We start from the raw sequence: 24,752 nt of genomic DNA on the forward strand, positions 1-24,752 counted from the left end.
CAAATACCTTGCCCTAATGGCGTTACTGCCGTTTACAATGCCCGCGCTTTTCCCGCGATGCGACCTTTCGTCGCAGGTTTGCGCCGCAACAAACGGCTAGCATTGCGGCTTCACCGCATCTTTGCGTCCTCATCAGACGCGTTGTGCATTCTTGCCGGCTTCGGCAATTAACCCTCAAGGTTGTACGTGAAACACCCCCACTTCACCACCGTCGGGCGCACGCTCGGTATTGGTGCGCTCATGCTGCTCAGCGGCTGCACAATGGAAGTGCTGTCGCCCAAGGGAGACATCGGCGCCCAGGAAAAAACGCTGCTTCTCACCTCTTTGGGGCTCATGCTCCTCATCGTGGTGCCTGTCATCATCATGACTCTGTATTTCGCCTGGAAATACCGAGCGAGCAATACCAAAGCGGTGTACATGCCGCGCTGGTCGCACTCGACGCGTATCGAAGTGGTCGTCTGGACCATCCCCTGCATCATCGTGGCGATTCTGGGCGTGTTGACCTACAAGTCGACGCACGCGCTGGACCCCTACAAACCCATCGAGTCCTCGGTCAAACCGATCAACATCGATGTCGTGTCGCTGGACTGGAAATGGCTGTTCATCTACCCCGACTATGACATCGCGACTGTCAACCAGATTGCGTTCCCGGTCGATACACCGGTGAATTTCCGCATCACCTCGTCGTCGTTGATGAATTCATTCTTCATTCCGCAATTGGGTAGCCAGATCTACTCGATGGCCGGCATGGAAACCAAGCTGCACCTGATCGCCCGCGAGGCTGGCGACTACGCCGGCATCTCGGCCAACTACAGCGGCGCCGGCTTCTCCGGCATGCGTTTCCGCGCCATCGCGACCAGCAACGAAGGATTCCAGGACTGGATCAACCAGGCCAAGGCAGCCAACAACCCGTTGACGCCCGAGTCGTACCAGGCCCTGGTTCAGCCCAGCGAACACAACCCCGTCACGCTGTATTCCAGCGCCCCGACCGGCATGTTCGACAACATCATGCACAACACGATGAGCAAGATAGCTGGCCTGGACCCGGCTAGCTGCACGCCCACGTCGAAGAATTTGATCGCAGGAAACAACTGATGTTCGGCAAACTCACACTAGAGGCCATTCCTTATCACGAGCCTATCGTCATGGTGACGATGGCTGCCGTGATACTGGGCGGCGTTGCGCTATTGGGCGCGATTACCTATTTCGGTAAATGGAAATACCTGTGGACCGAATGGTTCACCAGCGTCGATCACAAACGCATTGGTGTCATGTACATCATCGTTGCGCTGATCATGCTCTTGCGCGGCTTTGCCGACGCCATCATGATGCGCGGCCAGCAGGCTGTCGCAGCTGCCGACGCAGTCGGATTCCTTCCCCCTCACCATTACGACCAGATCTTCACGGCCCACGGCGTCATCATGATTTTCTTCATGGCGATGCCCTTCATCACGGGCCTGATGAACGTCGTCGTACCGCTGCAAATCGGTGCGCGCGACGTGGCCTACCCGTTCCTGAACTCGCTGAGCTTCTGGCTGTTCTGTGTCGGTGTCGTGTTGATGATGCTGTCGCTGTTCGTGGGCGAATTCGCCGCGACCGGCTGGCTGGCTTATCCGCCGCTCTCCGGCCTGGAGGGCAGCCCGGGCGTCGGGGTCGACTACTACATCTGGGCGCTCCAGATATCAGGGGTAGGTACCACGCTGAGCGGCATCAACTTCGTCGTCACCATCCTGCGTATGCGTACGCCGGGCATGACGCTGATGAAAATGCCGGTCTTCACCTGGACCGCGCTGGTGACCAACATCCTGATCGTGGCCGCCTTCCCTGTGCTGGCCGGTACCTTGGCCCTGCTGTCGGCTGACCGCTATCTGGACATGCACTTCTTCACGAACGATCTCGGCGGCAACGTCATGATGTACGTGAACCTGATCTGGATCTGGGGCCACCCCGAGGTTTACATCCTGATCCTGCCCTGCTTTGGTGCGTTCTCGGAAATCATCGCCACCTACTCGAAGAAGCCCCTGTTCGGCTACAAATCGATGGTCTATGCCACGGCAGCCATCGGCGTGCTCTCGTTCATGGTGTGGCTGCACCACTTCTTCACCATGGGTGCCGGCGCCAACGTCAACACGTTCTTCGGTATCGCCACGATGATCATTTCGGTCCCGACCGGGGTCAAGATCTTCAACTGGCTGTTCACGATGTACCGCGGCCGTGTCGAAATGACCACCCCCGTGCTCTGGACGATCGGCTTCATGGTCACCTTCGTGATCGGCGGCATGACCGGCGTGCTGATGGCCATCCCGGGCGTGTCGTTCGTGCTGCACAACAGCTTGTTCCTGATTGCTCACTTCCACAACGTGATCATCGGTGGCGTGGTGTTCGGTTGTATCGCCGCCATGACGTACTGGTTCCCCAAGGCCTTTGGCTTCAAGCTCAATGAGCGTCTGGGCAAATACTCGTTCTGGTGCTGGTTCATCGGTTTCTACCTGGCCTTCATGCCCCTGTACATCCTGGGCCTGAAGGGCATGACGCGCCGTATCAACCACTACGACGACCCGACCTGGCAGCCTTACCTGATCGTGGCCTTCATTGGCGCTTGCTTCGTGGCCGCCGGTATTGGCTTCATCCTGCTGCAGATCTTCGTCAGCATCCGCGACCGCAAGAAAAACCTGGACGTCACCGGTGACCCCTGGGGCGGCCGTACGTTGGAATGGTCGATCGCTTCGCCCGCACCGTTCTACAACTTTGCCCACCTGCCCAAGGTCGACCATCTGGATCAACACTGGGAAGACAAAGAAAACGGCACGGCCTATGCCCGTCCGGCCCGCTACGAAGACATCCATATGCCGCGTAACACCGGTGCTGGCGTCGTCATCGGCTTCTTTGGCCTGGTAATGACCTTCGCCCTGGTCTGGCACATCTGGTGGCTGGCCATCGTGGGCTTCGTCGGCATGATCGGCTCGTTCATCGTGCGCGCCTACGACCGCGACGTGGACTACTACGTGCCCGCAAAAGAAGTCGAGCGCATCGACTCCGCCCATCTTGCTTCTATTCAAAAGGCCGTCTGAGTCATGACTCACGCTGCAACATCCCTCCCCCACGGGTCCGGCGCTCACGCCGGACACCATGACGAGCATCACGACGATGGATCCAAGACCGTAGTTGGATTCTGGATCTATCTGATGAGCGATTTGCTCATCTTCGCCGTGCTGTTCGCCACGTTCGCCGTACTGTTCAACGCCACCGCCGGTGGCCCCACCGGTAAAGAACTGTTCGAACTGCCGTTCGTGCTGGTCGAAACCATGCTGCTGCTGATCAGCAGCTTCACCTTCGGCATGGCCATGCTGAACATGCACGCCGGTAACAAAGGCCGCGTGATCGGCTGGCTCATGGTGACGTTCCTGTTCGGCGCAGGCTTTATCGGGATGGAAATCTATGAATTCCATCACCTGATCCACATCGGCGCCGGTCCCGATCGCAGCGCCTTCCTGTCGGCGTTCTTCACGCTGGTCGGCACCCACGGGCTGCACGTCACGTTCGGCCTGATCTGGATCATCATCATGATCGACATGGTTCGCCGCCACGGCCTGGACTCGGTCAACAAACGTCGCCTGGCGTGCCTGAGCCTGTTCTGGCACTTCCTGGACATCGTCTGGATCTGCGTCTTTACCTTCATCTACCTCATGGGAGCGATCTAATGTCGCACCACACGACCTCTACTGCAGGCCATGGTCACGGTGATCACGGCCACGACAGCGCCGATCACGGCTCGCTGAAGTCCTACATCGTAGGCTTCATCCTGTCCATCATCCTGACCCTGGGCTCGTTCGGTCTGCTCATGGTCGAAGGCGTCCCGCGCGGCATTATCCTGCCCGGCATCATCGTGCTGTGCGTGGCACAGCTGCTGGTGCAATTGGTGTTCTTCCTGCACATGGGCACCTCGAAGTCCCAGCGCGACAATCTGTCGGCTTTCATCTTCGCCGTGTTCGTGATCGCGATCATCGTGGTGGGCTCGGTCTGGGTGCTGCACAACATGAACGCCAACATGATGCACCCGATGCCCGGCATGTAATGCCACGTGTGAATGTCATGCATCATGATCAACGCCGCACTGCATTTGCCGAACTCGTTTTGCTCCGGTATACTGCCGTCCTCGTTGAACGTGATGCACGACATCACGCAGCACTCGGGGGTGCTTAGCTCAGTTGGTAGAGCGGCGCCCTTACAAGGCGTAGGTCACAGGTTCGACCCCTGTAGCACCCACCAGTCCCCCGAATAAAACACCCGGCCACTGGGCTGGATGTGAAAAAGGCACCGGATTATTCCAGGTGCCTTTTTTGTTACCGGGCCACGCTCAAGACCGAACTCGACTCGCTCTGCCAGTTGCTAACGCGACACGGCCGAACGAATGAAATCCGACAAATCGCGATTAAAGCGGTCTGGCTCTTCGAGAAACGGCGCATGTCCCGAGGCAGCATACAGCTTGCTCTGAATCCGTGGGTTGAGGCTCTTGGCCCTGGCGATGCTGGGCTTGGCCTTCACCAGCGCATCCTGGGCCCCATAGATCAGCAGCAACGGAACGTCGGCCTTGCCCAGCCCCTCGGCTGCGTCGACCGTCATTGATTGCACGGCACGTTGCATATCCCACGACGCCAGTGCAGCGTTGGCTAGCAGCAGTGAGAACGTGGCCGCATCGGGCTGGCGATAGAAGCACAGTCGCAGGAATGCGCGTTCGCCATCCAAATGGGTTTTCAAGTCCGAAGCGATCATGTCGCGATAGACCTCGGGATGCGCCACGATCTGGTCGGGCTTCAGCTCGATCACGCCATCGACATATACGGCACCGGCGATGCCGCTGTCGCCGTAGGCGGCCAGGTAGTTCGATATCACCGCACCGCCTAACGACCATCCCACGAGCACCGGCTTGTGGGCGTGCGTCGATTCGATGATCGTGGCCAAGTCGTCAGCCCACCGGCGTCCGTCAGTGTAGGAATCGGCTTCGGTTGGCTTGCCTGACCGGCCGTGTCCACGCAGGTCGTAGGTAATCAATCGGTAGTGCTGAAATCGAGGGTCGTGCAGTTGCTTGGTCCAGTTCAGCCGGCTGCCAAGCAGGCCATGAACGAAAATGATGGGAGCGCCGTCGGGATCACCGGCTTCCTGCACGGCCAGCACCACGCCATCGGGCGCAGTGACGGTGTAGTCCTTGGTTCCGGCAAACGCAGCCGGCGAGGCTGCCAGGACCGCGAGTGCCACGATCAGTGCGCCGAGTGCACTATGAAGCTTCGACAGAGACATGAGCGAATACTCCTGGGTTTTTGGGATGCGCACAGTCTCAAGCCTCACATTGATGTGAGTGTCAAGCGGAAAAGTGGTATCGTGTGTCCATGTCCAAACCCCAAGGCCCTATGACCATTGGCGAGCTTGCCCATAAGACAGGAGCAAGCCTGCGCTCAATCCGGCATTACGACGACAACGGACTTCTGACCTCTGTACGCGCAGAAAATGGCTATCGTTTGTTCCCCCCGGCAGCCGTGACGCAAGTTCGCCAGATCCAGAGGCTGATCGCCGCAGGCTTCAGCCTGGTGGAAATCCGCGGGTTTCCCGATTGCATGCGCATGATCGAAGGCGCTGCGGCGTGCCCCGAAACGACCGAAGTGCAACGCCGACGACTCGCTTCCATAGAGCGACAGATCGCGGATCTTGAGCAGCGGCGTGCACGACTCCGCGGGATGCTGACGGAAGGAGTCTAGCCCGCCGTTTGCATTACGATGCCCTGAACTGATTGCTTGATTGCCAAGGCAAAAACACCCCCTCGGGGGGGCAGCATGGCGCAGCGCGGTTTTTTTTTGCCCGGCCGCCGTCCGTCCCTACCTGCTCACAAACACAAAAGCCCTTGAATATTCAGCGCAGCACGCTGTCTCCAAGGGCTTTCGTGTTTTGCGGCGATGGTGCTCGCCGCAGGATCGCGACCGTCGATTAGTTGACGGCATCCTTCAGGGCTTTGCCCGGACGGAATTTCGGCACTTTGGCCTTTTTGATCTTGATGGTCTCGCCAGTGCGAGGGTTACGGCCCGTGCGAGCAGCGCGTGCCGACACAGCAAACGTGCCAAAGCCAACCAGCGTCACTGTGCCGCCCTTTTTGAGCGTGGTTTTTACGGCACCGATCAGGGCATCAAGCGAACGGCCGGCGGCAGCTTTGGAGATATCGGCCTTGCTGGCGATATGATCGATGAGTTCGGTTTTGTTCATTCAGGTTTACCCCTCAAGGTGTTGGTTCTGTCGGATGCGCGCCGACACCAGAACAATCAAGGTGCCGGCAAACGGAGGTAGATATGCTTCTTGGGCACTGCGCATATCCCAGTGCCTTGCCAAGCGCAACGGCAAAATTGCTACGTCGCGGATGTCTTTCGCACCAGAGAAAGTGCTAAAACATCAGCGACGCAGGAACATATTAGGCCCCTCGTTGCGACGGCGTCAAGGGGAAAGACTCCGCTGTAAGCCGCGTGGATACTGGCTTCCAGGTGTTTTCGTAATATGCACCCAATCTGCGCGTATTTCCGCAACAATCTCGCAAGACGCTGCAAACCCATGGAACGCCGGTCGGGTGCACCAGCCTCAGCCCATGCAAGCCTGCAAGGCCTGATCAAAATCGTGCAGCAGATCCGCTTGGTCCTCGATCCCGACGGACACCCGGATCAGGCTGTCCGCAATACCCATCTGGGCACGACGCTCCGGACCCATTTCATAATAAATCGTGTGCGCAGCCGGCAGCGCCAAACTGCGGGTATCACCCAAATGGGTCGCGTTGAGCACGATCTGCAAGTGATTCAGGAAATCAAAGCAATCGATTCCGTCTGCCAGCTCTATGCCCAATAGCCCGCCGAATCGGCCGCCGAACAATGCTGCCGCACGCTCATGCTGCGGATGGGTGGGCAAGCCGGGGTAATGCACCTTGGTCACGCCGGGATGGGCGTCGAGCATTTGCGCCAGCGCCAAGGCATTGCTGCAATGCGCCGCCATACGCAACGCCAAGGTTTCCGCGCCGATGGCGATGCGATGCGCGGAATCGGCCGACAACGTGCCGCCCATGTCGCGCAGGCCCTTCTTCTTGACCTGCAACAGCCCCCAGCCGGTAGACGGCCCCTTGCGGTAGCTATCGTAAATGTTGGGATAGCTTGCCCAGTCGTACAGGCCCGTGTCCGTGATCGTCCCGCCGAGCGCATCGCCGTGGCCGCTGATGTATTTGGACAGGGAGTTCATCACCAGTGATGCGCCGGCCGAACGGCCTTGGAACAGCCAGGGCGAGGTCAAGGTATTGTCGATCACATAAACGAGATTGCGCTCGCGGCACAGCTCGCCGATACCCGCCAGGTCTGCCACCTGGGTACCCGGATTGGCGATCGTCTCGGTAAACACCATACGCGTATTGGGTTGCAACGCCGCACGCACCTGATCCAGATCGGTAGGATCCACGTAGGTGATCTCGATTCCCAATTCAATCAACGTGCCCAACAGACTGTTCGTGTTGCCGAACACATACTGGCTGGACAGCAGATGATCGCCCTTGCGCAACAAAGTCGAAAACACCGCCGCCAGCGAAGCCATCCCCGTTGCGAACGAGACCGTTGCCGCGCCGCCTTCCATTTGGGTGATTTTCGCTTCCAGCGCAGTCGTCGTCGGCGTGCCCTGGCGGCCATAGGTGAAGCCTGCCTTGCCCTGAAACACCGCCGCCAGCTCGCGTGCATCGGCGTAGGCAAACTCGGACGAGGTGTGAATAGGCTTATGCACAGCGCCGTGCTCGACGGACAGGCGACGATCAGAATGAAGAATCGTAGTAGTAAAGCCGTTCTTATGCATGATGAATGACTGAGAAAAGTAAATGGCCGATGACGGCACGCGGGACCGGGCTCGACTCAAACGGCCCCACGACGGAGCAAGGAACCGGGCATGCCCGGTTCCTTGCGTGTTACGTGTGAAAGTTTACGCCTGCCGCTGCCGTACGGATTCGTACAGACACACCGCGCTGGCCACACTGACGTTCAGGCTCTCGACAGAGCCCAGCATCGGAATCGTCACCAATTGGTCGCAGGTCTCGCGCGTCAGGCGGCGCATCCCCTCGCCTTCGGCCCCCATGACCCACGCCATGGAACGGCGTGCGTCAACGGCATGAAGACTTTCGCTCGCCTGATCATCCGTGCCAACCACCCAGACATCGCGCTCTTTCAGCGCACGCAAGGTCCGCGCCAGATTCGTCACCATGATGTAAGGCACCGTATCGGCCGCACCGCAAGCCACGCGCTGCACAGTGCTGTTGAGGCCGACCGCGCGATCCCGCGGCGCAATCACCGCATGCACGCCAGCCGCGTCGGCCGTACGCAGACATGCCCCAAGATTGTGCGGATCAGTCACGCCGTCTAACACCAGCAGCAACGCGGGACCTTCGATGGTGTCCAATACCTCGTCGACATCCACTGCCAAGAGCCGTTCCTCGGCCAGTGCAACCACGCCCTGGTGGCGCGTCCCGCGCGCCAGACCGTCCAGCCGCTCGATGGTCACGGGATGCACACGGCGCCCCGCGCGTTCGGCTTGCTCGATTAGCCCTTGCATGCGTTTGTCGCGGCGCGAGGCCTCGACGTAGATCTCTTTGACGGATTCGGGTGCGTGCCGCAGTCGCGCCACCACCGCATGAAACCCCGCCAGGACTTGGGCTGACGCCATGAATATTCACCTTATATGCGTAAAGAAAAGCCGGCGCCAATGCGCCCGCCCGCCGAGTCGGATGCCTACGCATCCCCGGCGCAACCGTCATGTTACTGCGTGGCCCGCCAGCGTGCGCAACCTGCCGGCAACTGACCGGCCAACGAGGCCTCGCGAGTCCGCGAGGCCATGGCGCATCACACGCATGCAGAAGAAAGATACCGCCGGCGCGCAAGCCCCGCGAACGGGGCATCAGGCAAAGTTCAACGACGCCCGCGCGCCGGTGCCTGTTTGACTGCGGAACGCTTTTTCGCCGGCGCAGCGGGTTTGGCCGTTTTTTTCGCTTGAGCGCGCCTCTGCTTGGCGGTCTGCCCTTTCAGGGCGGCCGGCTTGGGAGCGGCGGCCTTTTTGATCTTGCGCGGTTCGTCAGGATTGCGCGACGCGGCCTTGCGCAAGGCGTCAAAGCTCGTGCCCTTGACCAGACGAAACTCGATACGGCGCGCCTCCAGGTCAACCCGCGAAACCTGGACCTGCACCTTGTCCGTCAAGCGATATCGCAGGCCCGTACGCTCGCCACGCAGCTCGTGCAACGCCTCGTTGAACTGGAAATACTCGCCGCCCAGCTCAGACACGTGCACCAGACCCTCGACGTGCAGCGTGTCCAGCGTCACGAATATGCCGAAGCTGGCCACACCCGTCACTGTGCCGCTGAAATCCTCGCCCACGCGCTCTTTGACGAACCAGCATTTGAGCCACGCTTCGACATCGCGCGAGGCCTCATCGGCACGGCGTTCGCTGGCAGACAACAGCAAGCCCAGTTTTTCCCAAGTGGCGTGTTCGTGCTCACGTTGAGTACGACCAATGACCAGCGGTTGATCCTCCAGACCCGGCACATAACGCTTGCCTGCCAGCAGCGCCTTGATGACGCGATGCGTCAACAAGTCAGGATAACGTCTGATGGGCGACGTAAAGTGGCTGTAACCCGGATACGCCAGCCCGAAATGGCCGACATTATCCGGACTGTAGATCGCCTGTTGCATCGAGCGCAGACACATGGTCTGCAACAGCTGAAAGTCAGGACGGCCGCGCACTGAATCCAGAAACTCGCCGTAGTCCTTGGCCGTGGGCGCATCGCCGCCGCCCAGCGACAGTCCCATCGTGCGCAAGAACTCACGCAGCGACGTCAGACGCTCGGGCGTCGGGCCCTCATGGATCCGATACAACCCAGGGTGCTTGCTGCGAGTCATGAAATCCGCCGCGCACGTATTGGCGGCCAGCATGCATTCCTCGATGAGTTTGTGAGCGTCGTTACGTACCAGCCCGACAATCTGTTCGATGCGGCCCAGCTCGTTGCACACGATCTTGGTCTCGACAGTATCGAAATCGATGGCGCCGCGCTTTTTACGCTGCTGCACCAGCAACAGGTACAACTCATGCAAATGGCGCACATGCGGCATCACCGCGCTCAAGCTATTGGCGACCGGACCGCCTGGCTGCTGCAGAGCCTCCCAGATCTGGGTATACGTCGTGCGCGCATGGGAATGGATGACGGCGTTATAAAACTGATAGGCCGAAATCGTACCGGCCTTGGCCCCTGTCGCCGGGATCACCATATCGCAGACCAGCACCAGGCGGTCCACGTTGGGATTGAGCGAACACAAGCCGTTGGACAGCGACTCGGGCAACATGGGAATGACCCGGCGCGGGAAATACACGCTGGTGCCACGCTCGAGCGCGTCATCGTCCAACGCGTCGTTGGGCGTCACATAGTGACTGACATCGGCAATCGCCACCAGTAGACGCCATCCGGGACGCTTGCGCTGCCCGGTGCCCAATTCGACAGGCTCACAGTACACCGCATCGTCAAAATCCCGTGCGTCCTCGCCATCGATCGTGATCAACGGCACATCGCGCAAATCGAATCGGTCTTTCAGGTCGGCCTTGCGCACCACGTCCGGCAAACGCGAAGCCTGCTTGGCAGCCGCTTCGGAAAAATCCACCGGCACATCGAACTTGCGCACCGCGATTTCGATTTCCATACCGGGATCATCGATTTCACCCAGGACTTCGTAAACGCGTCCCAACGGCTGCGTATGACGCGTGGGCTGCTCCATGATCTGCACCGACACGACCTGGCCATGTTGGGCACCATTGGTATCGCCTGGCGGAATCAGGATGTCGTGCTTGATGCGCTGGTCCTCCGGCACCACAATCGACAGACCGTGCTCATGCAGGAAACGCCCCACCAGTTTGTTGGTGCGGCGTTCGATGACCTCGACAATCACGCCTTCGGGCTTGCCGCGGTATTCGCCCGACGGCTTGACCAGCACACGGTCGCCGTGCAGGACTTTGAGCATTTCCCGCGGCGACAAAAACAGATCCTGCCCGCCATCGTCGCGCAACAAAAATCCAAAACCGTCCCGATGCCCTTGCACCTTGCCCGCCACGAAATCGAGCTTCGTGGCCAGCAGCAACACTCCCTTGCGATTGGGCATGAGCTGCCCGTCGCGCTCCATGGCATTCAGGCGGCGCTCGAATCCCACCAGCGTCGCTGGCCGTTCGACGCCCATGCGCTCGGCCAGCTCGGTCGGCGACAGGGGTGCCCCGGCCGAGCGCAGCGCCTTGAGAATGGTCTCTCGGCTCGGCACATCGGGATCAAAGTCTGGGGGAGGTTCGGGCAAGACGGATCCGGATCTGCCGTTGTTATTGTTATTGGAGTCTTTATTCGATCGTTTTGCCAAAGTTTAAAATCCTGTATATAATCTTTTGCTTCTGTGGTCTGCCCTAGGCTGATCACTGTAGCAAAAACCAAGCGGTGATTTAAAGTTTAAAACACTAATTGGTCTGGGAGCTGCTGATGCGTCTCTATTTCTTCGAAGCGTATCACACAAACCCGTAGATTTTTGCACAGTGCCCAGGTGGCGGAATTGGTAGACGCGCATGGTTCAGGTCCATGTGCCGCAAGGTGTGGAGGTTCGAGTCCTCTCCTGGGCACCACGGAATTCAGACGATTCGATCGTCGCACGCCCCCGGCAACCTTATGGTTCCCGGGGGTTTGTTTTTGTGCGCTCCTCACGGCTACCCTCCCGCCTCACGTGGTGCCTCTCATAACGTTCAGCCCCCATGGCGGCGATCTGCGCGGCGACCAACGCCTCGAACGGCGCCAACAATGCCGCAAACGATCGCGGCGCCTCCAATACATCCAGCGCGGCCGCAATCGCCTCGACGGTGGACAGGGCCGCCGATTCTCCTGCATGACGCACCCGGTATCGCGTCGTCATGCCTTCTGGCAAGGTCACTCTTGGCAACGCCGCCAGATCAGCATGCGTCGCGAGCAAATGGCGCGCGTGCCGCCAGGTACCGTCAGGCACCACCAGTAAAACAGGACGCGCCACTGCGCCAAGGCGAGCGCCTGGTCCGATGGGTTCTGCGGCGGCTGCGTGCGCATCACCCCCGCGCCCACCGGACGCCGCACCTCGTGACGACGCCCTTGCTGCGCCGTCCGGGACGGCAGCGTCGCGAACCAACACCCGCGCCTCCTCGCCCGGAAACAGCAAACAGGGTTCGTACTGCCCTGCACTCCAGAGCGCCGCATCAAACTTCCGCCCTACATGCAGCGCCGCGTTACGCAACCCCAGCACCGCCAACCGCCCGGTATTCAGCGCGTGACGGGATTCCTCGGGATGCTGCAGCACCAGCACGCGCGTGCGGCTATCCAGGGAAGGAATCAGCGCGCACAAACAATGCGTCATCGGCCGCCGACAACGCTCGCACTTGGGCCGCTTGTTCGCCGACGCATCATCCGCGCCACCGCCGCCTGCATACCCGTTCCCGCCAATCCCATTCGCCGCCATCAATACCGATACCCCCGCCTGACGTACAGGCTGAACCATGGCCACCTTGGCCCTGTCTGCTTGGCCCTACCTGTTAAGGGCGGCAATTTTCACATTATTTTGCCCGCCTATTTGCACACTTCAAAAAAAGTGTGCATAATGCGCGTCCTCTGATGTTCAAACGCACTGACAACAGTGTGCCAGAACAACAGCGCCCAGGTGGCGGAATTGGTAGACGCGCATGGTTCAGGTCCATGTGCCGCAAGGTGTGGAGGTTCGAGTCCTCTCCTGGGCACCAATTACTACACTGCGACTTACCTTCGCGGTGCGCCGAAAAAACCCCGATTGCTTAACCGCATCGGGGTTTTTCTTTTTCAGTTGCCCAGAGCACGGGTCATGGCGACGTGCGCGATACCTGCCTCGATGAACTCCTCGCCGTTGGCGGTAAAACCGTGTGCCTCATAAAACCCACGGGCATGGGTCTGTGCGTGCAACAGCAGCATCCGATGTCCATCGCCGTGCCCTTGGGTAATCAGCGCATCCAGCACCTGACCACCCACCCCCGTCCCGCGGGCCGATTTGCGCACTGCCATGCGGCCGATGTGTCCATCGGGCAACAAGCGGCCCGTCGCGACCGGGACATTGTCAGGCCCGTAGGCCACGGCATGCACCGACAACGGATCATCATCGTCCAGCTCAACCTCGGCCGGCACGGCCTGCTCGACCACAAAGACCTCGTGGCGGACAAGATACGCATCATCACGCAGACGATCCCAGGTTCCCAAGACGATACGGATAGGAAGGGGTTTAGGCATGACGTTCTCCTGCGTTGCTCATAAAACAGATACCCGGCGTACACACCGCCGCATGGCTAATGATAAAGCCACAGTAGAATGTCCGCTCTTTCCTTCCGCCCCGCACCATGGACGCCGTTGTCACCGCCGCTTTGCCGGTATTCGCCCTCATCCTGACAGGCTGGCTGGCGGCCCGCTGCGGCGTACTCGGTCCGGCAGCAACTGACGCGCTCAATCGCTACGTCGCCTATCTGTCGCTGCCCGCGCTGCTGTTTCGCGCCATGGCGCAGGCCGACTTAAGCCTTATGTCGTGGCGTTTCGTGGTGTCGGTGGCCGGCGGCATCGCCATCACCTTTGCAATCACCTGCCTGGTCTCGCGCCGGCACGACATCCGCCTGACCGATCTCAGCATCCACGGCTTGGCTGCCTCCTACGCCAACGCGGGGTATATGGGCATCCCGCTATGCCTGGCATTGCTCGGACCCGCCAGCCTGGCGCCCGCCATCATCTGCACCCTGATGACGGCCTGCGTCCTGTTCGGCGTTGCCATCGCCTTGATCGAATTTGATCAACATCGCGATCGCAGCCTCGGAACCACACTGCTGAAAGTCGCTCGCGCACTGATCCGTAATCCCCTATTGATTTCCCCTCTGGCCGGACTGGCCTGGGCCTTATCGGGCCTGACGCTGCCCCTGGGTATTGATCGCTATGTCGAATTATTGGGCGCGTCGGCCAGCCCCTGCGCATTAGTGACGATCGGCCTGTTCCTGGCCCAGGCAACGCCCGGCGGCGATCACGAGGCCGTCGGTAAACTCGTCGCCGGCAAGCTGCTGCTGCAACCCGCAGCCACAGCCATCCTCGTCTTTTGGGTCTTTCCCGTGCCACCGCTATGGGCCTGGAGCGCAGTGCTCATGAGCGCTCTGCCGATAGGAACCGGACCATTCATGCTGGCTCAACTCTACGGACGCGATGCGCGTGCCACATCGCGCGCAATCTTGCTGTCGACGATACTGTCCGTGATCACGGTTTCATTATTGGTGGCGTGGATCAGCAAACAAGCTCTGCATTAAGGCAGTCAAGCATGCATTGCGTCACATAAAGCATCGCCTGCACCAACAAACTGCGTTTCCTGACAATTTTCCCTTCTAATCACCTGCCCCATCATGTTGCTGCCCGCCGCCATTTTCATTGCCACACTGATTCTGGTCATCTGGCAACCTCGAGGCCTGAACATCGGCTGGAGCGCCTCGGCAGGCGCTGTGGTTGCGTTGCTGACCGGCGTTGTTCAACCGAACGACGTCGTCGCCGTCTGGCACATCGTGTGGAATGCAACAGCCACCTTTATCGCCATCATCATCACCAGCATCATCCTCGATGCCGCGGGTTTCTTTAAATGGGCTGCACTGCATGTCGCCCGCTGGGGCGGCGGGCGCGGCCATTGGCTGTTTGCGTTGATCGTGCTGCTGGGCGCAGCCGTCTCTGCCTTATTTGCCAACGATGGCGCCGCCCTGATCCTGACCCCCATCGTCATGGAAATGCTGCTGGCGTTGGGCTTTGGATTGGGCGCAACACTGGCCTTTGTCATGGCGGCAGGCTTTATCGCCGACACGGCCAGTACCCCTCTAGTGGTGTCGAATCTGGTCAATATCGTATCGGCCGATTTTTTCGGTATCGGCTTCGATCGATATGCATCGGTCATGGTCCCGGTCAATTTTGCAGCGGTCGCGGCATCGCTGGCGATCTTGTTCCTCTATTTCCGCAAACAGATTCCGGCGCGCTACAACGTCGCGCAAATCCCGTCCCCGCAGTCTGCCATCCGTGACCGCACTACCTTTCGCGTCGGTATCGCGGTCCTGGCATTGCTGCTGGCGGGATTTTTCATCCTGGAGCCTCTGGGCATCCCCGTCAGCGCCATCGCAGCAGTGGGCGCACTGGTACTGCTGCTGGTCGCCGGCCAACAGCACATCGTCGGCACACGTCGCGTCATGCGCGAGGCCCCCTGGCATATCGTGGTGTTCTCGCTGGGCATGTACCTGGTCGTCTATGGACTGCGCAACGCAGGCCTGACGGCCTACTTGACGCAATTGCTGGAGGTCTTCGGCCACCATGGCGTCTGGGCCGCCTCGCTGGGCACGGGGCTGGTAACGGCCCTTCTGGCCTCCGTATTGAATAACCTGCCTGCCGTGCTGGTAGGCGCACTGGCGATTGCCGACACAACAGCGACCGATGTCATTCGCGACGCCATGATTTACGCCAATGTCATCGGCACCGACCTGGGCCCCAAAATCACGCCGATCGGCAGTCTGGCCACCCTGCTCTGGCTGCACGTCCTCGCGCGCAAGGGCCTGCGTATTACCTGGGGCTATTATTTCAAGGTGGGCATTGTCTTGACGCTGCCGGTGTTACTGGTCACCTTGGCTGCACTGGCCTTGCGTTTGCAATAATCGTTGTCAACAATGGAACTCTCTGTTCCCTGCCAGAAATAGGCTCAGGGCTAGCCGATAGGCGGCCACCCTGCTATGGTTGCCTACCATTCGAAAGCCCTGGAGTTCCCAATGAGCTGGATTGCCGGCCGGTACACGACATTTATTCTGGTACTACTAGGCGCCCTCGTCACATCGACGCTGGCTTTGTCGCTATCCGCCGCATGGTGGTGGGCCGCCGTCCCCTTGGCCCTGTTGGCACTATTAGGGGTCTACGACCTGATCCAGCCTCGCCATGCGATCCGGCGCAATTATCCCGTGCTGGGCAATCTGCGGTTTTTGTTCGAATTCATTCGTCCCGAAATCCGCCAGTACTTTTTAGAGGACGACACACACGCCGCCCCGTTCTCGCGCGCGCAGCGATCGATCGTTTATCAGCGTGCCAAGCAGGATGTCGACAAACGGCCCTTTGGCACCCAGGAGGACGTGTACGGCGATCGCTACGAGTGGATCAACCATTCCCTGGTCCCCGCACAGATCAACGACCCCGACTTTCGCGTCACCGTCGGCGGCCCCGATTGCGAGCAGCCCTACTCGATGTCGGCGTTCAATATTTCGGCAATGAGCTTCGGCGCCCTGTCGGCCAATGCCGTTCTCGCCCTCAACGAGGGTGCGCGCCAAGGCAATTTTGCGCATGACACTGGCGAAGGCGGCATCAGCCGCTATCACCGCCAACCGGGTGGCGCACTGGTATGGAACATCGGCTCGGGCTATTTTGGCTGCCGTGACGAACACGGCGCCTTTTCCGAAGAAGCCTTTGTCCGCAACGCCTGTACGCCGCAGGTCAAGATGATCGAGATCAAGCTGTCACAAGGCGCCAAGCCCGGCCATGGTGGCATCCTGCCCGGCGCGAAGGTCACCGCAGAAATTGCCGAAGCCCGCGGCGTGGCCATCGGCCAGGACTGCAACTCGCCGTCGAGTCACAGCGCATTCGATTCGCCTATCGGCCTGCTCCAATTTGTGGCGCGGTTGCGCAAGCTGTCCGGAGGCAAACCCGTCGGATTCAAATTCTGCATGGGCCATCCCTGGGAATGGTTCGCCATCGTCAAGGCCATGCTGGAAACCGGCATTACGCCCGACTTCATCGTCGTCGATGGCGCCGAAGGCGGCACGGGTGCAGCGCCCGTCGAATTCGTCGATCATGTCGGTACACCGTTGCGCGAAGCCCTGCGCATCGTGCACAACACCTTGATCGGCGTCAATCTGCGTGACCGCATCCGCCTGGGGGCCTCAGGCAAAATCATCACCGCATTTGATATGGCCCGCGTGATGGCCATGGGCGCCGACTGGTGTAACGCGGCGCGCGGCTTCATGTTCGCCGTGGGCTGCATCCAGGCACAGGCTTGCCACACGGACAAATGCCCGACCGGCGTCACCACCCAGGACCCTGTGCGCCAACGCGCCCTCGTCGTCCCCGACAAGGCGCAACGCGCTGCGAATTTTCATCGCAACAGCCTGCACGCGCTGGCCGAGCTATTGCAAGCCGCCGGCCTCACGCATCCCAATCAGTTGCGTCCGCATCACATCGCCCGCCGCATCTCGCCCAGCGAGGTTCGTCTGCTGTCTGCGTTATTTCCCGAGCTGGAGCCGGGCGAACTGTTGCGCGGAGAGTTCCGCCACACGGTATTCAGAGTGGGTTGGTCGATGGCGCGCGCAGATTCGTTCAAGCCTGCGCACGACGTGACGGCAGCGTTGGCCGCCATACATTTGGCCCAGACCAACGCGACGACGCCTCCCGCCGCGATCACGCCAAATGCTGCCGCACCGGCGACGCCCTAATGTATTGCGGGAGCATCCTGCGCTGCATTGAGGTACCGACCACAGTACCCCAATGCAGCGTGGCCATATCCCATTTACGACGGGCAGCGCACAACAGTATGAAACAGCAGTAAACAAAAATGCCAATGGGCGTGCCAAAGCACCGCAGAACTTGACAATGCAAAGGGGGGTTAGGCCACAATAGGCTTCGCCAATGCAACTCTGCAAGGAACCACCATATGTTCCAGTCCAGCAGCATGCTAGCCACGGCGCCGTCCGACTATGTGGCGCCGCCTTTTCACGGCCCTCCGCACGCTATCGAAGCATTGCAGGCGGGACTGCTAGCCCGCCCTGCCCACATCGAGCCGAAGTATTTATACGACGCACTGGGATCCAGTCTGTTCAGCGCGATCACGCAGTTGCCCGAGTATTACCCCACTCGATGCGAAGCTGAGATATTGCGAGATCATGCCGCAGGCATCGCTCGGCACGTAGGCAAAGTCAAAACATTGATTGACTTGGGCGCAGGCGACTGCATCAAGGCGGAAAAGCTGTTTCCGTCACTGCGTCCTGAAATGTATGTCCCGATTGATATCTCGGTCGAGTATCTTCATAGCGCCGTACAACGTTTAAAAAACACGTACCGCGATCTGAAAATCGCTCCGATTGGTGAAGATTTTCATCATGATCTGAGGCTCCCCGATACCATTCCACAATCGGGTCGATTGTTTTTCTATCCTGGCTCCAGCATCGGGAATCTGGACCCCGATCACGCGCTGGCACTGCTGACCCGCATCCGGACATACTGTGACGAGGGTGGCCTGCTGATAGGCGTAGACCGCGTCAAATCGCGTGACATCCTGGAGCCTGCCTACGACGACGCGCTGCATCTGACCGCCGCGTTCAATCTGAATCTATTGCGTCACGTGAATCAACGGCTTGGCAGTGATTTTGATGTACAGCACTGGCAACACGTCGCGCATTACGACGAAGCCCATTCTCGAATTCAAATGCACCTGCAAGCCCAAACCGACGTGACTATTCAGTGGCCCCATGGACATCGAGCGTTTTGCAAAGGCGAACGCATCCATACCGAGAACTCGTACAAATACACGCCAGAGGGTTTTCGCAATCTCCTGACGCGAGCTGGCTTTTCGTACGTCGAACACTGGTCGGATGCGTGCGGATGGTTTTCCGTATTCAGCGCACGCGCCTGACCCTAGGCATGCCACTTGCGACAGAACAGGAACCCTTCCTTTCATGGATCCCGCCTGCCTGCTGACCCATCCGATGACGCGCCAAGACTCCCCACGCGCGCTGGCCGCTCGCTATGAGCAGATACGCCAGCAGACCCGCCTGCTCGCCGAACCACTCAGCCCCGAAGACTGCCAGATACAGTCCATGCCTGATTGCAGCCCCGTCAAATGGCATCTGGCACACACGACGTGGTTTTTTGAAACCTTCATCCTGAGCCGTTTCCAACCTGACCGGCCGGCCTTTCACCCCCAGTACCGGATGCTGTTCAATTCGTACTACAACGCGATCGGCGCCCGGCATCCGCGCCCCCAGCGCGGACTGCTGTCCCGCCCACCGTTGGACGATATCTGGCGTTATCGCAATGTCGTCGATGAGGCGATGCGCCGCCTGCTCATTCGCATGGCCGGCACCGATCCTGTCTTTGATCAATTAGTGGAACTGGGCCTGAATCATGAACAGCAGCATCAGGAATTGATCCTGACCGATATCAAGCACGCGCTATCGTTGAATCCGCTGCAGCCTGCGTACATGCCGCAAAACGACACTGCTGCCGCCACGAGCGCGGCGCCAGGCTGGGTGCGCTACGAAGGCGGCCGCACACGGATCGGCCACCAATCCGCAGGATTCGCCTTTGACAACGAAAGTCCTGCCCATGACGTCCTATTATTGCCCTTCTACCTGGCTGATCGCCTCGTCACACAAGGCGAATATCTGGAATTCATTCGTGACGGAGGATATCGACGTCCCGATCTCTGGTTGTCGTTAGGCTGGGATCGAGTCTGCGCCGAACAATGGCGCGCGCCGTTGTACTGGGAAGGGCAAAAGGACAATTGGCAGATTTATACGCTGCACGGCCTGCGCCCCCTGGAGCCTCAGGCGCCCGTCGCGCACGTCAGTTATTTCGAAGCCGACGCCTATGCACGCTGGGCGCGCGTGCGATTGCCGCGCGAGGCGGAATGGGAACATGCGGCGCAGCAAATGCCCGGCGATCACAACCAGGCCGCCAATCTGCTGGAAAGCGGACATCTGCGTCCCATCGCTGCGTCCGCTGCCCCTGCGGGCGGCAATCCCGCACAGCTATTCGGCGACGTCTGGGAATGGACCTGCAGCGCCTACGATGCCTATCCTGGCTATGCACCCCCCGCCGGCGCCGTTGGCGAATACAACGGCAAATTCATGTGCAATCAATATGTGCTGCGCGGCGGATCTTGTGTAACGCCGGCCAGCCATATCCGGCCGACGTATCGGAACTTCTTTCCGCCCGAGGCACGTTGGCAATTCTCAGGGATACGGCTGGCGCGGGATGTGTAGGCAAAGCGCCTGCCTACATCACCCGATCAACAGTTGCCCTTTTTAGCCTGGCCCGGCGGGCAGAACCCACCACCGCCGCCACCGCCCACACCTTGCGGGTCCACGATCACGGCGCCGTCCGGTGTGTAGACCGCACAACCGCCCAAGAGGCCGGCAAGTACGGCCAAGGTACAGAGGAGTTTCATCAACCTATTTCCGAAAATTTGAGGCGACGCAAGTGTATTGCCAAATAAGGAAACCAGGCGGGCCACTTTGTAACGACCTTTACTAGAGGAATCTTTTTTCTTTTAGGCCATGTCGATTTGCATACGTAAAAATTTTCGTGCTAGAATTTTGTTCTTGCTTAGCACGACGCTTCGCAAGACTGCAGCAGAGGCCCAGCCGACATCATTGGCCACCTCGGATGCAAAGGCGCATTAGCTCAGCCGGTTAGAGCGACGGAATCATAATCCGCAGGTCCCCTGTTCGAATCAGGGATGCGCCACCAAAGAATACCAAGGCCCACAAGCGATTGTGGGCCTTTTGTTTTGCTTTACGCTGTCACGAAGCAGACTCCTTTAACAGGATAAAGTGCTCAATCAGCCGGATCATCAGAGTCTTCTGGTCCGGCAGGCTTTCGGCCACCAACAATGCCAGCGCTACCAGGGTATTGTCATTGATTAATTGCTCCACAGACCGAGCCAGCAAATGCCGGTTACGACGCAGGTACCAAAGAAACAAGAAAGAACCACAGCGCTTATTGCCGTCGGCTAGAGCATGATTCTTGATCAGAAAATACAATAGATGCGCCGCGCGACTAGCCACGTTGGGGTAAAACAACTCCCCGTCAAACCCCTGTTCAATTGTTGCCAAGGCAGATGCCAGGCCATTGCCACGCACCAGTCCAAACAGTTCGGTCGCTTCGCCTTTAGCGATCAAGGTTTGCTTTAATTCGGCAATGGCGGGCAAGGCCTCGCTCAGATCCAGCGGGTGCATGTCCGACTGATTGAGGGCGATTTCCCCAAGCGCTTGCTCGTCGTAGCCCTGTAACAAACTCCAGGAGCGCGCATAGTCGCTAATGACTCTGGCCACCGCCTCACCCTCAGCGGACATCAACCCTTGACTACTAAGCGTACGGCTGAGCAAGTTAACCGCCTGCTCAAACTCAATGCCACGCTCGGCCAAGCGGCGCTGATTCAGGCTATAGCCCTGTATCAAATGGCTCTGGAGCACACGGGTGGCCCACTGTCGGAACTGCACACCGCGCTGGGACTTCACTCGGTAGCCTACAGAGATGATGACATCAAGGTTGAAATAATCGACCTGGTAAGTTTTGCCATCAGACGCAGTTGTTGCATTTTTTGCAACAACTGAACCCCTCTCAAGTTCTCCCTCTTTGAACACATTACGGATGTGGCGTGAGACTACTGATTTATCACGATCAAATAAAGCAGCCATCTGATCAAGACTAAGCCAGGCTGTGTCTTGGTCTACAGTGACTTCCAACTGTGCATTGCCATCCCCGCTGACAAAAATCTGGATCTGTTGTTCAGTCATTTATAGCCCCATAGGCCTATTCGCTTGTAAGTCGTTTTTAACCTTTCTAGAGTTCGCCTCGCGCAAACTGATGACTCAACGCCCATCGTCACGATCAACATATATTGCGCAACACAAGCGCGCGCCGATGTAACCCAAGGCGATCATACTGGCGCGAGAGTCGGATCGATCCGGAATCGGTAGACGCATTTAGTTTGCATCCCCGAGATACTATCCATGCCAAACCAAATAACTGGTTATTTATCCAGAATAACGTTGGAACCGGACCAATCCTGCAAGGAGGAGCGACGCCCTTTTTCGCCCTGGCATCAGCGCATCTATTTTCTATAGAGCCCCTGCCGTTCTTCAAACAAAATCACAAAACTCTGCGGACGGCTGGCCAGATAATGCACCGCGAATGGTTGGCCCACTGCCGGATAACGCACCTGGTTTCGTGGCGGATAGACGTTGAAGTCCGAGCTATCAAAGTGCGTTGCCATCTTTTGCCCGTCGGCTTTTTGCAGCTCGACGGTATAACGCTCTACAGGCTGGTTGTTATAGATGTTGCTGGTCTCCGCGCTGGAGACGATTACCGCCTGCCCCGGGACGCCATAGTGATAGATCAATGGCGCGGTCAGGCTGGAGCCAAAAATAAGCAAGGCCGGCGTGCCAAATGGGATGAAAAGCATCAACACCACCAGTACGGCAAGCAGCGACTTGCTGGATTGAGGCACGCGCATCAACCTGGCAATCAACAATACAGCGAACACCAGAACGAGAATAAAAACTGGAAACGGCCATACCTCGTCCGTCATCCACACCAGCAACGAAATCAGTGTTTCGGTCATTGCGATGAATCCGTGATAGCCATCACACCGCCTGCATACTCATCAAGGCGCACACACCAGCACTTTCAGCTGGCTGGGAACGATGCGGCATGACAGCGGGCAATTGATGAGGTTTGCCGGACCGATACTGGTCACCCGCGTACTCGGCGTCCCCCTCACGATAACCGTAAATGCGCCCGTGACATGCTGCTGCCGGGACATCACGGTTTGTGAAACGAGCCCCAGGCCAATCCCCGGCGTATCGCCCATCGTCAACGGACGGGCGCTCATCAGGTTATGCCATGGTCCGCCACCGGCCAAGACATTGAACGCGATGGGGATAGTCAACGGCCCCAGCGCAATATTCGGATAGGGAATCGGTGGAATAGGCGTCTTGCAGACATCCGGGAAACCCAGATCCATTCCGCCAAACTGTGCATTTGCAAACATGACGTTTTCCTTTGCGGGAGTTAATCAACCCACCAAAATTTGTTTGCCGTCGGCCTTCACCACCGTCTCACCGTTGATGAGCGTGGTGTTGCCGCTGAGCCGGGCGACGAAATCCGCTGCATAGTCCAGATTGATGGCTTTGACCGTGTCCGTGCCTGCCACGTATCGTGACGATTGGCCCACCGTTTCCGTGACCGACCGGTAATACGACTCTCGTTGGTCGCCGCTATATTTCGATGCCGTCGCCACGACGTTGAGCTCAGCACTGGCCAGCATGTAGTAATGGCTTTTGACTGCCCAGCTTTTCGCATCCACGGTCCCAGCACCGGCAGCCAGGCTGAAGGCTTCCGTATTCATCGCGAGACGGCGCCCCCCCTGCAACGACAGCTCGTCGGCGGATACGGTCAGTGCGCCATCTACCTGCAAGGTCGTGTTGCCGGCCACACGTTGTTCCAATACGGCAATGATATACAGCCCGCCTGCGGCGTCTCCCGATACCAGGACTTTGTCGCCCGGCTCGGGCAACAACAGGCAACTCGCCGCGCGCTTGACCTCGTACTGACGTCCGTGTTCACGATTGCTGACCGTGAAATGGGCACGGTCATGCGCCTCTACCAGAAACGCGCTATGAACATGCGTATCGCCATTGAGCGTATTCGCCCTCTTTTGCAGTAGCGGCTGCAACGGATCCGGCCGCCCCACCTGATTGCCCGCCTCGCTATCGAGACCAATCTGCACGTCGCTATCCGATTGACGATGATTCATCACAATTTCACCCATTGTTCAGCACGCAATAATTCGTGATCCGGCGGGAGAATGCCTTGCTTGGACCCATAACGAGTTCCGTCGTCGATCACCGCATGATGTTTGCTGCGCATGAAACGCCCGCCACGAAAATCAGCATGACTGATATTGGCGTACGAGAAATCCGTGAATTCCATGCTGCAATCGGAAAAATCCGCATACTGCAGATTGCAGCGATTGAGCGCTGTCATCGTCATATTGGCACCACGGAATACGGCACGTTCGCCGTTGGTGCCGGACAGATTAGCGCACTCTAGCTGCGCACCTGCAAAAACCGCGTGAGCAGCATTGGCGTCGATCATTAAGGCCTGGCGCATATCTGCATGATCGAATCGGCACTCCTGTAAACCACATCCCTTGAAGCAAGCCTGAACTAAGTTCGCGTGCGAAAAATCGCTGCCCGACATGTCGCTGTCCGTAAACTGGCTTTGGGTCAACTGTACGCCTTGAAAACTATAGTTCTTCGCCGTGCATTCCAGTGCAATCAGATTCGTGAAGGCGGCATTTTCCAAGGTCAGATACGTGAAATCAAAGTCCGTCAGAACGAGATGCGTAAAGGTCGACTCCTTGAACCGCAGGCTTACCTGCCTGCTGCCGGTCACGACCAACTTTTCGATCCGCGAGGCCTCTATGTTCAAATCCAGCATGGGCGAATTGGCCAGCGTCCCCTCGAGGTACTGACACTCAGTGAATACGCAGGCATCAAACGCGCACTCGACAAATTGATGCGCTTTAAAAATCGTTCTCTCAAAAATGCAGTTCACAAATCTGCAGCTCGTAAATACGCAATCCCTGAGCGTTGTTTCCGACCAGCGGATACCGGCGAACACGACGGTGTCCACATGGCATGACCACCAGTCCATCCCGATAAATCTGTTGTGCTCAAAAATGCATTTCCGGATTTCCGCGCCGTGCCATTCGCCCCCTTGCCAATGCAGGTCTTTCCATAGCAAACCCTCGATGGATTCCCCATCGTTCACTTTAGATAGAAACTGCTGCTGTACTACTGCTTGCTCCATG

At 58.7% G+C, this 24,752-nt stretch carries 23 protein-coding genes and 4 tRNA genes; 14 read left to right on the forward strand and 13 right to left on the reverse strand.

Translation table 11 applies throughout. The annotated features are described in order from the left end of the window. Positions 1–186 precede the first annotated feature (186 nt). The 5 genes from cyoA (at position 187) to ACYVIT_RS15915 (ending at position 4,269) form a co-directional block, all read left to right on the forward strand. Entirely contained in the window at positions 187–1,095 is a 909-nt protein-coding gene (gene cyoA / locus ACYVIT_RS15895) for a ubiquinol oxidase subunit II (protein WP_415808094.1), read from the forward strand. Then, positions 1,095–3,071 (forward strand): cytochrome o ubiquinol oxidase subunit I, encoded by a 1,977-nt coding sequence (gene cyoB, locus ACYVIT_RS15900; RefSeq protein WP_415808093.1) that lies wholly within the window; start codon positions 1,095–1,097, stop codon positions 3,069–3,071. The genes cyoA and cyoB overlap by 1 nt, the downstream gene beginning before the upstream one ends. A 3-nt stretch (positions 3,072–3,074) precedes the next feature. Then, positions 3,075–3,701, forward strand: coding sequence for a cytochrome o ubiquinol oxidase subunit III (gene cyoC, locus ACYVIT_RS15905; RefSeq protein WP_415808092.1), 627 nt, complete (start codon positions 3,075–3,077; stop codon positions 3,699–3,701). Beyond that, the gene (gene cyoD, locus ACYVIT_RS15910) at positions 3,701–4,075 is read left to right on the forward strand and encodes a cytochrome o ubiquinol oxidase subunit IV (protein ID WP_415808091.1); all 375 of its coding nucleotides are present in this window, start codon (positions 3,701–3,703) and stop codon (positions 4,073–4,075) included. The genes cyoC and cyoD overlap by 1 nt, the downstream gene beginning before the upstream one ends. 118 nt (positions 4,076–4,193) lie before the next feature. Next, positions 4,194–4,269, forward strand: a tRNA-Val gene (locus ACYVIT_RS15915). A 120-nt stretch (positions 4,270–4,389) separates the two neighbouring features. On the opposite strand, the gene ACYVIT_RS15920 is transcribed toward ACYVIT_RS15915, so the two are convergent. Continuing rightward, positions 4,390–5,298, reverse strand: coding sequence for an alpha/beta fold hydrolase (locus ACYVIT_RS15920; protein WP_415808090.1), 909 nt, complete (start codon positions 5,296–5,298; stop codon positions 4,390–4,392). Positions 5,299–5,387: 89 nt separating this feature from the next. Here ACYVIT_RS15920 and ACYVIT_RS15925 point away from each other — a divergent pair, with 89 nt between their 5' ends. Continuing rightward, complete coding sequence (locus ACYVIT_RS15925) at positions 5,388–5,753, forward strand: MerR family transcriptional regulator (RefSeq protein WP_415808089.1); 366 nt, start codon at positions 5,388–5,390, stop codon at positions 5,751–5,753. Positions 5,754–5,979: 226 nt separating this feature from the next. Here ACYVIT_RS15925 and ACYVIT_RS15930 read toward each other — a convergent pair whose 3' ends face one another. From ACYVIT_RS15930 to rnr, 4 genes are all read right to left on the reverse strand, one after another. After that, the gene (locus tag ACYVIT_RS15930; RefSeq protein ID WP_003812968.1) at positions 5,980–6,252 is read right to left on the reverse strand and encodes an HU family DNA-binding protein; all 273 of its coding nucleotides are present in this window, start codon (positions 6,250–6,252) and stop codon (positions 5,980–5,982) included. 366 nt (positions 6,253–6,618) lie between these two features. Beyond that, entirely contained in the window at positions 6,619–7,860 is a 1,242-nt protein-coding gene (locus tag ACYVIT_RS15935) for a cystathionine gamma-synthase family protein (protein ID WP_415808088.1), read from the reverse strand. Between the two features lie 123 nt (positions 7,861–7,983). Continuing rightward, positions 7,984–8,721, reverse strand: coding sequence for a 23S rRNA (guanosine(2251)-2'-O)-methyltransferase RlmB (rlmB, locus tag ACYVIT_RS15940; protein WP_415808087.1), 738 nt, complete (start codon positions 8,719–8,721; stop codon positions 7,984–7,986). Between the two features lie 242 nt (positions 8,722–8,963). Next, positions 8,964–11,441, reverse strand: a complete 2,478-nt coding sequence (rnr, locus tag ACYVIT_RS15945) for a ribonuclease R (protein WP_415808086.1) — start codon at positions 11,439–11,441, stop codon at positions 8,964–8,966. Positions 11,442–11,612: 171 nt separating this feature from the next. On the opposite strand from rnr, the gene ACYVIT_RS15950 reads away from it, so the two are divergent. Beyond that, positions 11,613–11,697: transfer RNA gene (locus ACYVIT_RS15950), tRNA-Leu, on the forward strand. 41 nt (positions 11,698–11,738) lie between these two features. On the opposite strand, the gene ACYVIT_RS15955 is transcribed toward ACYVIT_RS15950, so the two are convergent. Next, positions 11,739–12,593, reverse strand: a complete 855-nt coding sequence (locus ACYVIT_RS15955) for a tRNA-uridine aminocarboxypropyltransferase (protein WP_415808085.1) — start codon at positions 12,591–12,593, stop codon at positions 11,739–11,741. Between the two features lie 153 nt (positions 12,594–12,746). Between ACYVIT_RS15955 and ACYVIT_RS15960 the strand changes: the two genes are divergently transcribed. Continuing rightward, positions 12,747–12,831, forward strand: a tRNA-Leu gene (locus ACYVIT_RS15960). Positions 12,832–12,907: 76 nt separating this feature from the next. On the opposite strand, the gene ACYVIT_RS15965 is transcribed toward ACYVIT_RS15960, so the two are convergent. Next, the gene (locus ACYVIT_RS15965; RefSeq protein WP_415808084.1) at positions 12,908–13,348 is read right to left on the reverse strand and encodes a GNAT family N-acetyltransferase; all 441 of its coding nucleotides are present in this window, start codon (positions 13,346–13,348) and stop codon (positions 12,908–12,910) included. 107 nt (positions 13,349–13,455) lie between these two features. Between ACYVIT_RS15965 and ACYVIT_RS15970 the strand changes: the two genes are divergently transcribed. From ACYVIT_RS15970 to egtB, 5 genes are all read left to right on the forward strand, one after another. Further along, positions 13,456–14,397 (forward strand): AEC family transporter, encoded by a 942-nt coding sequence (locus tag ACYVIT_RS15970; RefSeq protein WP_415808083.1) that lies wholly within the window; start codon positions 13,456–13,458, stop codon positions 14,395–14,397. A 93-nt stretch (positions 14,398–14,490) separates the two neighbouring features. After that, positions 14,491–15,771: an arsenic transporter gene (locus ACYVIT_RS15975; RefSeq protein WP_415808082.1), complete on the forward strand. Its 1,281-nt coding sequence runs from the start codon at positions 14,491–14,493 to the stop codon at positions 15,769–15,771. A 111-nt stretch (positions 15,772–15,882) separates the two neighbouring features. Then, a complete protein-coding gene (locus tag ACYVIT_RS15980) occupies positions 15,883–17,589 on the forward strand; it encodes an FMN-binding glutamate synthase family protein (protein WP_415808081.1) in 1,707 nt (568 codons plus the stop codon). A gap of 218 nt (positions 17,590–17,807) precedes the next feature. Beyond that, positions 17,808–18,785, forward strand: coding sequence for an L-histidine N(alpha)-methyltransferase (gene egtD, locus ACYVIT_RS15985; protein WP_415808080.1), 978 nt, complete (start codon positions 17,808–17,810; stop codon positions 18,783–18,785). A gap of 43 nt (positions 18,786–18,828) precedes the next feature. Beyond that, positions 18,829–20,136, forward strand: a complete 1,308-nt coding sequence (egtB, locus tag ACYVIT_RS15990; RefSeq protein WP_415808079.1) for an ergothioneine biosynthesis protein EgtB — start codon at positions 18,829–18,831, stop codon at positions 20,134–20,136. 26 nt (positions 20,137–20,162) lie between these two features. Here egtB and ACYVIT_RS15995 read toward each other — a convergent pair whose 3' ends face one another. Then, the gene (locus ACYVIT_RS15995; RefSeq protein WP_415808078.1) at positions 20,163–20,321 is read right to left on the reverse strand and encodes a hypothetical protein; all 159 of its coding nucleotides are present in this window, start codon (positions 20,319–20,321) and stop codon (positions 20,163–20,165) included. A gap of 225 nt (positions 20,322–20,546) precedes the next feature. Here ACYVIT_RS15995 and ACYVIT_RS16000 point away from each other — a divergent pair. Next, positions 20,547–20,623: transfer RNA gene (locus tag ACYVIT_RS16000), tRNA-Met, on the forward strand. Positions 20,624–20,676: 53 nt separating this feature from the next. On the opposite strand, the gene rhuM is transcribed toward ACYVIT_RS16000, so the two are convergent. From rhuM to ACYVIT_RS16025, 5 genes are all read right to left on the reverse strand, one after another. Beyond that, positions 20,677–21,672 (reverse strand): RhuM family protein, encoded by a 996-nt coding sequence (rhuM, locus tag ACYVIT_RS16005; RefSeq protein ID WP_415808077.1) that lies wholly within the window; start codon positions 21,670–21,672, stop codon positions 20,677–20,679. A 317-nt stretch (positions 21,673–21,989) separates the two neighbouring features. Next, the gene (locus tag ACYVIT_RS16010) at positions 21,990–22,499 is read right to left on the reverse strand and encodes a hypothetical protein (RefSeq protein ID WP_415808076.1); all 510 of its coding nucleotides are present in this window, start codon (positions 22,497–22,499) and stop codon (positions 21,990–21,992) included. A 42-nt stretch (positions 22,500–22,541) separates the two neighbouring features. Beyond that, complete coding sequence (locus tag ACYVIT_RS16015) at positions 22,542–22,928, reverse strand: PAAR-like domain-containing protein (RefSeq protein WP_415808075.1); 387 nt, start codon at positions 22,926–22,928, stop codon at positions 22,542–22,544. A gap of 24 nt (positions 22,929–22,952) precedes the next feature. Then, positions 22,953–23,693, reverse strand: coding sequence for a DUF3540 domain-containing protein (locus ACYVIT_RS16020; protein WP_415808074.1), 741 nt, complete (start codon positions 23,691–23,693; stop codon positions 22,953–22,955). After that, positions 23,693–24,751 (reverse strand): pentapeptide repeat-containing protein, encoded by a 1,059-nt coding sequence (locus tag ACYVIT_RS16025; RefSeq protein ID WP_415808073.1) that lies wholly within the window; start codon positions 24,749–24,751, stop codon positions 23,693–23,695. Before ACYVIT_RS16025 ends, ACYVIT_RS16020 begins: the two co-directional genes overlap by 1 nt. Position 24,752 lies beyond the last annotated feature (1 nt).

The organism is Bordetella muralis, from assembly GCF_054781015.1.